General features: G+C 71.0%; 8 protein-coding genes. 4 read left to right on the top strand and 4 right to left on the bottom strand.

Going from position 1 to position 10807, the window contains the following annotated elements; translation table 11 throughout:
• Positions 1-4398 (bottom strand): S8 family serine peptidase (locus AB0J68_RS16860; RefSeq protein ID WP_363939262.1); only part of this gene is annotated, 4398 nt, incomplete at its 3' end.
• 243 nt (positions 4399-4641) lie between these two features.
• Between AB0J68_RS16860 and AB0J68_RS16855 the strand changes: the two genes are divergently transcribed.
• On the top strand, positions 4642-5241 hold the full coding sequence (locus AB0J68_RS16855; RefSeq protein ID WP_355066440.1) for a winged helix-turn-helix domain-containing protein: 600 nt from the start codon (positions 4642-4644) through the stop codon (positions 5239-5241).
• A 93-nt stretch (positions 5242-5334) separates the two neighbouring features.
• Here AB0J68_RS16855 and AB0J68_RS16850 read toward each other — a convergent pair whose 3' ends face one another.
• Positions 5335-6225 carry a diiron oxygenase gene (locus tag AB0J68_RS16850; RefSeq protein ID WP_354862595.1) on the bottom strand — a complete coding sequence of 297 codons (891 nt, stop codon included), beginning with the start codon at positions 6223-6225 and terminating at the stop codon, positions 5335-5337.
• A 48-nt stretch (positions 6226-6273) separates the two neighbouring features.
• Here AB0J68_RS16850 and AB0J68_RS16845 point away from each other — a divergent pair, with 48 nt between their 5' ends.
• From AB0J68_RS16845 to AB0J68_RS16835, 3 genes are all read left to right on the top strand, one after another.
• On the top strand, positions 6274-7002 hold the full coding sequence (locus AB0J68_RS16845) for a TetR/AcrR family transcriptional regulator (RefSeq protein WP_363939259.1): 729 nt from the start codon (positions 6274-6276) through the stop codon (positions 7000-7002).
• The gene (locus AB0J68_RS16840) at positions 6999-7295 is read left to right on the top strand and encodes a DUF4873 domain-containing protein (protein WP_355139932.1); all 297 of its coding nucleotides are present in this window, start codon (positions 6999-7001) and stop codon (positions 7293-7295) included. Before AB0J68_RS16845 ends, AB0J68_RS16840 begins: the two co-directional genes overlap by 4 nt.
• Positions 7296-7544: 249 nt before the next feature.
• Positions 7545-9101, top strand: coding sequence for an OFA family MFS transporter (locus tag AB0J68_RS16835; protein WP_363939257.1), 1557 nt, complete (start codon positions 7545-7547; stop codon positions 9099-9101).
• Positions 9102-9167: 66 nt separating this feature from the next.
• On the opposite strand, the gene nrfD is transcribed toward AB0J68_RS16835, so the two are convergent.
• On the bottom strand, positions 9168-10235 hold the full coding sequence (nrfD, locus tag AB0J68_RS16830) for an NrfD/PsrC family molybdoenzyme membrane anchor subunit (protein ID WP_363939255.1): 1068 nt from the start codon (positions 10233-10235) through the stop codon (positions 9168-9170).
• A partial coding sequence (locus tag AB0J68_RS16825; protein WP_363939253.1) for a 4Fe-4S dicluster domain-containing protein occupies positions 10232-10807 on the bottom strand: 576 nt, incomplete at its 5' end. The genes nrfD and AB0J68_RS16825, both read right to left, overlap by 4 nt.

The following is a 10807-nucleotide window of genomic DNA, read 5'->3' as shown; positions in this document are numbered from 1 at the left end:
CGCCAACGCGAAGTTCTCCACCGCGGGAGTGGTGGTGCTGATCTTCGTCTGACGGGTCTGGGGCTTCCAGCCGTCCTTGGCGACGATCATCGTGAGCGGGTTGTTCCGACGGTCCACCCAGTAGGCGTACTTGCCGGCGCTGTCGGTCGCGAACGTCCACGACATCGCCCACGAGTCGACCTGGACGACCGCGCCGGCAATCGGCGAGGTCGCGCCCTGGCAACTGGTCCCGGTCACCGTGCCCATCAGCTTGCCCCAGGTCTTCGGGGGCGTCGCCGTCATGGTCACCGCCACCGGCGCCACCGAGTACGGCGTGTTCTCCTTGATCGTGACCGCACCCGAGTAGGTGCCCGGCTGGTCCACGTTCGCCGTCATCCCGACGGTGACCGTGACCTTCTCACCCGGCGCGAGGGTGACCGTCGACTTGTCGATCGTCATCCAGCTGACGTCGGCCGCCGCCTCGACGCACCCCTCGAAGCCCGGCAGCACCTCACTGTCCGGTGCCGCGTTGAAGCTGCCCGACGAGCCACCAATCTTGTAGAAGCCACACGCCGCGCCACCCCGGTACCGGGCGGTGTTGGCGTTCGGCAGGTTCGACCACGAGCTGGTGGCCGGGTCGTAGGCGAAGCCGGCGTTGCTGATGGCGCCGCCCTGCGAACCGCCCACGACGAGGAGCTTGCCGCTGGCCACCGCGTACGAGCTGGCCCAGTTGTCCGTCGGCGCGTCGGCGATGGCGGTCCACGTGTTGGCACCCGGGTCGTAGGCGTAGCTGGCCTTCTGCGCCGCGGTGCCGTCGTTGCCGCCAGTGCAGTAGAGAACGCCGTCGATCCCGCCGCAGGAGGCGAAGGCCACCGACTTCGGGTAGTTCGCCAGCGTCTCCCAGGCGTCGGTGCCCGGGTCGTAGCGGACCACCGTGTTCGACATCGGCAGACATGCCGAGGTGGTGCAGCCGCCGACGGCGTAGAGCTTGCCACCGACGACCGCCTGCCCGGCCGCGGACCGCGGCGCCGGGTTGTCGGCCAGTTCGGTCCAGCTGTTGGCCCCCGGGTCGTACGACCAGGTGGCGGCGTCGGGGCCCTCGGCGCCCCAGCCACCCGTTGCGATGATCTTCCCGCCGACCACGCCCACGGTCAGCGCGTTGCGGGCGCCGGGCAGGTCGGCTGCCGCCGTCCAGGTCTGCGCGACCGGGTCGTAGGCGTAGGTCTTCGCGGTGGAGGCGCTTCCGTCGCCACCACCGATCGAGTAGACCTTGCCGTCCAGGGTGACCACCCGGTTGTCCATGATGTTGGTCGGGAAGTCGGTGATGTCCGTCCACGGAGCGGCCTGCGGGCCGGCCGCGGCGGAGGTCGCCGACGTCGCCTTGCCGGACGCCCGGGCCGCGAACGACGTCGGGACGCTCAGCCGCTGCTCCGGTGCGCCGGCCGCGCCGAGCACCTGCTGCCGGGTCACCCGGGAACCGTCCGCCCGCAGCAGCTCGAAGCCGTTGTCCCGCTCACCGAAGCCGACCTCGACCGGCGCTCCGCCGGTGTTGGTCACGGTGAACGTCCTGGTGGCCTTCCCGTTGGGCATCTGGACCGTCGCGCTCACCTGGGTGGGCGTCACCGACAACCGGCCGGCCGCGAGGACGAAGTTCGCGGCGGTGGCCCAGTCGGGCTCGACGTCGACCTGCTTGCTCTGGCTGACGTAGTTGCCGGCCGTCGCGGTGAACTTGTGGGTGCCGGTCAGCGTCGAGTAGATCCAGTAGAACCCGTCGGGCAGTCCCGGGTCGTCCGGGGTCGCCACGGTGACCGCCTTCTCGGCGGGCCGGTCGTTGCTGGTGACGGTGGCGCCGTTGACGTAGCTGCTGTCGTTCTTGTCGCGGACGTTGCCCACGACCAGGCCGCCGTCGACCGGCACGCAGGTGACCTGGCTGCCGATGAGGACGTTGTCGACCTCCCACCACCACTCGTACGAGGCGTCGTAGTAGTGGAACCGCACCTGGACCTGCGCCTTGCCGGCCGCCTGCGGGATCGGGATCTCGGTGAGCTTCGGGCCCCGGACGTCGGTCTCCTGCCGGAGCACGTTCGTCCAGGTCGCGCCATTGTCGATGCTCAGGTCGACGTCGGCGGTGTCGTCGTTGAGCTGGTTGAAGTCCTGGTTGAACCGGATGACCGGGGCCGTGACGCCGGTCAGGTCGACCACCGGGCTGACCAGGGAGGTGTCCTGGCTGGTGCCCGCGCCGTAGTCATCGCTGTCGATCATCGCGAAGTTGCCGGTGCCACCGGTCAGGTTGCCCCGGCCGCCGTCGTCGGTGAACTTCCAGACCTGACCGCTGCCCGCGTTGTCCACCACCGTCCAGCCGGCCGGGGTGGTCGTCGCGTCGAAGGTCTCGTACTCGCCGTCGGAGCCGAACGTGTAGCCGGGCGCCGTCGTGCAGGTGGTGGTGTTCACCGGCACCGCGACGTTGGCGGTCACGTTGCGCGTGCCGACCACGACCTCCTTGGTGACGGTCTGGTAGCCCGGGTACTGCGACTCGTACCTCAGGGTGTACGTCTGCCCGGCCGGCAGCGTGATGCTGTATCGGCCGTTCGAGGGCGTCGTGTAGTCGTAGACGCCGGACGGGCCGCTCACGGTCACCTTCGCGTACAGCGGCCAGCCGTGGCCGGAGCCGTCGGTGACCGCGCCGGTGACGTTGACGCGCGGCACCGCCGTCAGGGCGACGTTGAGCGTCGTGGTCGCGCGGTTGGCGACCGTCGCGGACTTCGTGGTGCTGCCGTAGCCGAATGCCGACACGACGACCTGGTAGTCGCCGGTCGGGACCTGGGTCGAGTAGGTGCCGTCGGCGCCGGTGGTGATCTCACGCGAGGTCGGACCGGTGAGGGTCAGGGTCGCGCCGGCGATCGGTGCGCCGGTGGCCGCGTCGGTGACCGTGCCGGCCAGGGTGCCGACATCGCCGGTCGGAGCGGCGTTGAGCAGCGCGAGGGCGTCCAGCCGGCCCTCACCGTAGACGTTGTTGTCCGCGGCGGTGCCGCCGCACTGGGCGTCGGCCTTGTCGATCGCGGTGCCGTTGAGCAGCGCACGGGTCCCGTCGACGTCACCGATCAGCGACGGCGCCGCCGAGTACAGCAGGGCGATCGCGCCCACCAGGTGCGGGGCGGCCATCGACGTGCCGCTGGCGGTGCCGTACCCGTTGCCGGGAACACTCGACCGGACGTTCACGCCCGGAGCGGAGATGTTGGGCTTGATCTCGCCGTTCTGCCCGGTGCCCCGGGCCGAAAAGCTGGCGATGGTGTTGTTGATGTCGTACGCGCCCGTCGAGTAGTTGCTGGCGAGGCTTCCCGGTGAGCCGCTGGTCTGGCACGCCGGCCCGCTGTTGCCGTTGGACCACACCCCGAAGATGCCGGACGCGGCCCAGGCCAGCGTCACGTCCTCCATGAAGGGCTCGTTGGACGGCTCCCGGGTGCCCCAGGAGTTGTTGATGATGTTCGGCCGCTTGCTGGCGTCCGGGTTCTGACCGCTCAGGTCGGTCGGTTCGAGCATCCACTGACCGGATTCGATCAGCGCCGCGTCGGTGGGGCAGCAGCCGTTCGCCGCGATCCACTTGACCCCGGGCGCGACACCGATCTGGTTCGCGCCGGCGGAGCCGGCCATGGTGCCCATGGTGTGCGTACCGTGGCCGTCGTCGTCACAGGGCGCGTCGGCGCACGTCCCGGCGGCGTTGAACCAGTTGTAGTTGTGGTCGAACGTGCCGTCGCCGTTGTTGCCGCGGTAGGAGTTCACCAACGCCGGGTGGTCGTACTGCACACCGCTGTCGATACTCGCGATGGTGACGCCCTCGCCGGTGACGCCGTACTGGGACCAGACGTCGTCGGCGTTGATGTTCGCAACGCCCCACTCGACGGAGTTGACGGTCTTCTCGTCGGTGCCCTTGGTGAGTTCCGGCAGCTTGTAGGCGACCGGGGCGTAGAGGCCCTCGACCTCCGCGTGGGCGGCGAACTTCTGCGCCATCGCCAGGGAGCCGCTGTTCACCTTGATGGCGTTGGTGGCCCAGAAGGTCTGGTACTTCGTACCCGAGCTGTCGAGTTCGGCGCGGATCTTGCCCTGGCTGGCGGCGGCGGTCTCCCGCAGCGTCTGCGCGACGGCCGCGCCGCGCTTCGTCCAGTCCTTGATGGCACTGGCCTTGCTCAGGTCGGCCCGGTCCTTGAACCGAATCCAGAAGTCCCCTGCGCTCTTGGCCTCAAGCTGGCGGGCGAGCTCCGGTCGGATCTTGTCCCCGGCGGCGGTGCCCGCTCCCAACGAACCGGGCGCGGCCTGCGCGCCGGAGCCGACGCTGGCCAGGCATGTGGCGGCGAGGATCATCGCCGCGCTGGCGCTGACCAGCGATCTGGCCGTGCGTCTCCATTGTGGACGTCTGAACATCGGTGCTGCCTCCCTCAGAACGACCCAGGGGTGTTATGGGCCATGGTGAGGAGTGCGCGAGATCCAGCTCGACGGAACCGAGCGAACGGACCCCTCATGCCTCCCCATGCACCGCGCGGGTCACGCCGGTTGCCCGAGTGGACACTATGATCGAGAGGAAAGGACGATCAAGAACTTGCTGTGAGCAACTTGTCGCTAACGGTTGCCCTGCTGGCGGCGCGCTTGCCAATCATTGTCAGGACCATGACGATAACTGGGCAGGGAAGCCCATCGATCCCGGGCGGTGTGGTGGCCGAGGACGACGAGACGGCGGTGGACGGGGCTGATCCGGCCGACGAACCGTTTCCGCTGCTGATCGCGGTGACACCGTCGCCGACCGAGCGCATCCGGCTCGCGGAGCGCCTCGACGGGATCGCGCCGCTGCTGCTGGTGGCCGACCTCGACGAGCTGCGCCGGCTGATCGCGATCCCGCAGCAACGGGCCGGCCCGCTCGGCGAGCCACCGTCGACCCCGACGCCCACCGTCGAGCCCGGCCCCGCCCTGGTCATCGACTCGGCCCGGTCCACCGCACGGTACGGGGGTCGCGAGGTCGACCTGACCCGACTGGAACACGACCTGCTGACCTGCCTGATCACCGAGCCGGTCCGGATCTGGAGCTACGCCGAGCTGCACCGGTCGGTCTGGCACGACGAGGGGCGCGAGCGCAGAGCGGACGTGCAGTCGCTGGTGAAGCGGCTGCGACGCAAGTTGCGGGACCTCGGCGCCGGTGCCACGATCGAGGCCGTACGCGGTGTCGGGTTGCGCCTTACCGGCCGGCACGAGCCGCGGATCGGGCGTGCCTGACGGCTGCCTGATGTGGGCAGTTCATCGCCACGTCCGGCCGCCCCGCACCGCCGGCAGACCCGTCGACGCCGCACCCCGGCCGGACGACGGCCGTCAGATCAGCCCCGCCCGGGCCCACAACAGCCGCCCCGGCCCGCCCACCAGCCCGACGCCCGCGAGGTGGTCGTGCACCCGGGCCGCCGACCACCGCAGCGTGGCCTGCCAGTACGGGTTGGCGCGGGCGGCGGCCCGGCCCACCGCCGGCGGGATACCCACCGCCGCGTACGCGTCGGGGTGGACGAGACGGTTGGCGATCGAGTGTGCGGCGCGACCGACCAGCAGCCGGGCGTACGCCATGCCGACCGGTCCGGCAGCCGCGACCTGGCGGGCCAGCTCGTCGCGGGCGAACCGGACGTGTCGCGCCTCCTCGACGACGTGGATGCGCGAGACCATCCGGATGAGCGGCTGAAGAGACTCGTCCGCCATGATCTCGCGCTGGAACGCGTCGAGGATCTCCTCGGCGACGAGGATCGCGGCGTACATCCGGGGGCCGCTGGCGGTCGCCTTGAGGAACCGGCCGAGCAGGTGGTCGAACGGGTCCGCCCGGTAGACGGGACAGCCCATCGCCTCGATCAGCCGACCGAACATGATCGAGTGCCGGCACTCGTCGGCGACCTCGGTCAGCGCGTACTGGGCGCGCGGGCTGGTCGGGTCGGCGTCGTAGTAGTGCCGGATCAGCATCTGCATGAGGATCGTCTCGAACCACAGACCGGCGCTGGCCGTGCTGGCCACCTCGTGCTTGGTGAGCTCGACGCGCTGCTCTTCGCTGAGGCCCGACCAGAGCGCCGTGCCGTAGAGGCTGCTGCGGTGCGGCGGGAGCCAGTAGGCGCCCGGGGTGTGCGGCGCGTCCCAGTCGATCTCGACCACCGGGTCGTAGCTGGTGCGCAGCGACGACGTGAGCAGCCGTTCGGCGACCGCCGAGTCCTCGGGTTCCGCCGCCTCCATGACTCCTCCACATTGACGTGACTGGCAGTAACTGTTACCTGTAGTAGCATGCAAGCGCCACGCATCGATGTCAATGGACCCCAGCCGCCGGCCGCGTCCACCGGCGACGGTCGGACGGCGACGGGCAACGGCCGCCGGGACCGCTGGGCCAACCACCGTGAGCAGCGCAGGCAGGCGCTGGTCGGTGCGGCCGTGCAGGCGTTGCTGCGGCACGGCCCCGAGGTCGACATGGAGCAGGTGGCCGCCACCGCCGGCGTCAGCAAGCCGGTCCTCTACCGGTACTTCGCCGACAAGTCGAAGCTCTGGGTCGCCGTGAGTGAGCGGTTGTCCGCCCAGGTCGTCGACACGATCGCTCCGGCCATCGCGCGGGTCCGCGAGGAGCGCGACCTGGTCGAGGCGACGATCGACGCGTACCTCGGCGTCATCGAGTCCCAGCCGACGCTCTACCGGTTCCTGATCCACCGGTCCGGTGACCCCGGCATCCACCAGGTCGTCTCCGGGACCAGTCGGCAGGTGGCCGCCGGGCTGGCCCGCGTGATCGGCGACCGGCTCCGCGCCCTGGGCCTGGACGCCGGCCCGGCGGAGCCCTGGGCGTACGGCCTGGTGGGCTTCGTTCAGGCGGTCGGCGACTGGTGGACGACCCGCGGCCAGCCGATCAGCCGCGCGGCCCTCACCGACTACCTGACCACGCTGCTGTGGAGCGGGATCCAGGGGGTCCGCGCCAGCGCCGACCTGCCGCGCGAGCTGACCCGCGCGCACGAACGAATCGTGCCGTGAGCTACCACGGCCCGGCGAGCGTCGCGGGCACCCCGGTGCGGGTGCACCTCAGCGGTCGGTGGGAGCCGGTCGACGGCCGCTACCACTGGAGTGGCCGGATCGAGCCCGAGCCCAGGGTGGCCGGACTGCTGCGCTCCGGTCGGCGCGACGTCGAGCTTCGCATCGCCGACCGGGCCCGGCCCGCCCGGCTGGCCGAGGTCGACGCCTGGGGTGGTGTGCGGATCACCGGCGTGGGACCTCCACCCTGGCCCGCGCCGACAGGCGACGAGCCGGACCAGCCCGTTTTCCCGTAATCGCGAGCCGCGGTCCGGCGACCACGTAACGTGAGCTACAGCCGATCAACGGCGAACGCCGGACGCGCGTCGGGCCGCCAGGTGGCGGCGCAAGCCGCTCGGTCATCCGCCGGGAGTCAGGTGCGATTCCCCGGCCCGGCGTCATCCGGGAGCGCGCGGAATCCGCCCAGTGGGCAATGCGACGGTACGAGGGCTCCGGACAGCTCCGCCTCGCCGCCTGCCCACTCAGCCGCAGGAGGTGCGGAGCCCATGCTGTCGGTATTCGACCCTCGGCACACCGTCGCTCCCCCGGGATACAGCCGCTGGCTCATCCCGACCGCGGCGCTGGCCGTGCACGTCTGCATCGGCCAGGTCTACGCGACGAGCGTCTACAAGAACTCCCTCATCGCACACTTCGACGTCAGCCAGACGGCGATCGGGGCGATCTTCAGCATCGCCATCGTCATGCTGGGCTCGTCGGCGGCGGTGGGCGGCCGGTGGGTGGAGCGCAACGGCCCCCGCCGGGCCATGTTCGTCTCCGCCTGTTTCTGGGCCACCGGGTTCCTGGTCGGCGCGCTCGGCATCGCGACCCGGCAACTCTGGCTGCTCTACCTCGGTTACGGCGTCATCGGCGGCATCGGGCTGGGCATCGGCTACATCTCGCCCGTCTCCACGCTGATCAAGTGGTTCCCGGACCGGCCGGGTCTCGCCACCGGTCTGGCGATCATGGGATTCGGCGGTGGCGCCCTGGTCGCCGGCCCGCTGGCGCGTCAGTTGCTGTCGCTCTACGACCCCGACTACAACCCTGCCAACCCGGCCGCCGTGGCGTCGGGGTCCGCGCTGGTGGGGCTCTTCGTCACGTTCGGCATCGGCTACTTCGTGATCATGATGTTCGGCCCGTTCAACGTCCGGGTTCCTCCGCCGGACTGGCGGCCCGCCGGGTTCGACCCCGCTCGCGTCGCCACCCGGTCGCTGGTGACGAGGGCGAGCGTGTCCGCGTCCAACGCCGTGCGGACCCGTTCGTTCTGGCTGCTGTGGATCGTGCTGTTCTGCAACGTCACGGCGGGTATCGGCATCCTGGAGCAGGCCAGCCCGATGATCCAGGACTTCTTCCGGGACAACGGCTCCACCGCTGTCTCGGTGTCGGCGGCGGCCGGCTTCGTGGGTGTGCTGTCGCTGTTCAACATGGCCGGCCGGTTCATCTGGTCGACGACGTCCGACCTCATCGGCCGCAAGCCCATCTACATGGTCTACCTCGGCGTCGGCATGGTGCTCTACGCGCTGCTCGCCGTGGCCGGGCACGCCGCGACCGCCGTCTTCGTGCTGATCGCCGCCTTGATCATCTCCTTCTACGGCGGTGGCTTCGCCACCATGCCCGCGTACCTGCGGGACCTCTTCGGCACCTTCCAGGTCGGCGCCATCCACGGCCGGCTGCTGACCGCCTGGTCGGCGGCGGGTGTCGCCGGCCCGCTGATCGTCAACGGGATCCTCGACAGCCAGGGCAAGCCCGGGACGCTCACCGCGTCGGCGTACCGACCCGCGCTGTTCACCATGGTCGGCGTGCTCGCCATCGGCTTCGTCGCGAACCTGCTGGTCCGCGCCGTGCCCGACCGTTTCCACGAGCCCGACCGGGGTCCGACCTCGCCCGTGGCGCGCGCCAGCGTCACCGAGCCGGTCGCCCTCGGCCCGCAGAGCAGGCCACCGGTGCCCGAGCACGTCGGCGGCCAGACCGGGCGGCTCTGGTTGTCCTGGCTGCTCGTCGCGGCGCTGCTCGGCTACGGCATCGTCGAGACCGTCATCACGGCCGCGAAGCTGTTCACCGGCTGAGGCGACGGCCGGGCTGCGACGCGCACGGGCAGTACCCCGCGAGGGCACTGCCCGTGCGCGACGCGCTCAGCGTCGGCCGTCGTGCACCGTCGGCCCGTGCTCGGCGAGGCGCTCCCGCTGGGGTACCACTGTGTACTTCGGATCGCGCGCCGACACCCTGCCCGCCTCGAAGATCCCGAACCGGGTGGCGACCGACGAGGCCACCAGGGCCGCGCCGGAGAGCACCGACAGGACCCGGCTGCGCCGGCTGAACAAGGCCGCGGCAGTGCCCACAGTGAGCAGCACCCGGCCCCCCTTGACCAGCCGGCCGCTGCGGCCGCGCACGTACGGCTCGCCGGTCAGTCCCATCCGCTCCAGCCGGTGACCGCCGATCGCCTCGACGGTCGCGGCGGCGAGGGCGAGGCGGCGCAGCGGGGCGGTCTCCGCGGCCGGCGCCGCGATCAGGCCGACCCCGGACGCGGCGACGAGCGCGCTGCCGGCGAAGACGACCGGCAGGAAGGGGTGCGCGTCATGCCAGGCCGGCACGGCGGTGTCGGCGAGCAGGACTCCGGTGTACGTGGCCAGCCCCGGGGCGGTGGCCGCGGCGGCCAGGCCGGCGACGTCGCCGACGGAGGGTGCGAGCCGGCGGGCCAGGCCGAGCACGCCGTGCTGCGGGAGCCGGGGCGCGAACTCGGCGATCGCCGCCACACCGGCGGCCGGCCCGAACGCGGTGAGGATCCAGGTGCCCACCGACATCGGCGAGGTCAGCTTGGCGACCCGGAGCATGTGGTGGAAACGGTCCGGCCGACCGAGGTCGTGCACCAGCAGGTACGCGCTGGCGAGGGTGCCGCCGAGGGCCGTCCAGCGGCCCACACGACGCAGGGCGGGGCGTCCGGTCAGTTGGGCTCCCGCGCCGATCAGCGCGCCTCCGGCGGCGAGGCCACCGCTGAACAGGTAGCCGGCGATGTCGCGCTTCCACACCGGCGGTTTGAGGATCGGCCGGCCGTAGTAGGAGCTGAAGTCGGCCGGCGGCACGGTGAGCTGCTCGCCGCCGTGGCCCCGACCCCGGCGCTGCCGGTCGGGCTGGTCGAGGTGGGCCTGGAACTCGCGGAACCGGGCGCCGACCGGCTCGTGCGGTGGCGTCGCGTCGGTCATGGCCGCCTGCCCAGGAACGCCAGCGCCGTGGCGGCGACCATCGTCAGCGCGGCCAGGCCGGCGCGTTTCCACATCGCCGGCAGATCCCGCGTCGTCACCACCGGATCCGGCGGCAACCCATACACCTCCGGCTCATCCAACAACAGGAAGAACGCCCCGTCACCACCCACACCGTCGTTCGGATCCTCCCCGTACAACCGCGCCTCCGACACCCCCTGCTCATGCAACGTCGCCACCCGCTGCGCCGCCCGCTCCCGCAACTCGTCCAAGGGCCCGTACTGAATCGACTCCGTCGGACACGCCTGCGCACACGCCGGCGTCATCCCCGCACCCAACCGGTCATAACACAGCGTGCACTTCCACGCCCGACCATCACCCCTACGCTGATCGATCACCCCATACGGACACGCCGAAATGCAGTACCCACACCCATTACAGATGTCCTCCTGCACCACCACCGTCCCGAACTCCGTCCGGAACAACGACCCCGTCGGACACACATCCAAACAAGCCGCATGCGTGCAGTGCTTACACACATCCGACATCATCAACCACCGAAAATCCGACCGCTG

It is taken from the genome of Micromonospora sp. NPDC049580 (assembly GCF_040675595.1).
GTDB lineage: Bacteria > Actinomycetota > Actinomycetes > Mycobacteriales > Micromonosporaceae > Micromonospora.
The sequence above is the reverse complement of the archived record's forward strand: the minus strand, read 5'-3'. Positions and strand labels throughout refer to the sequence as shown.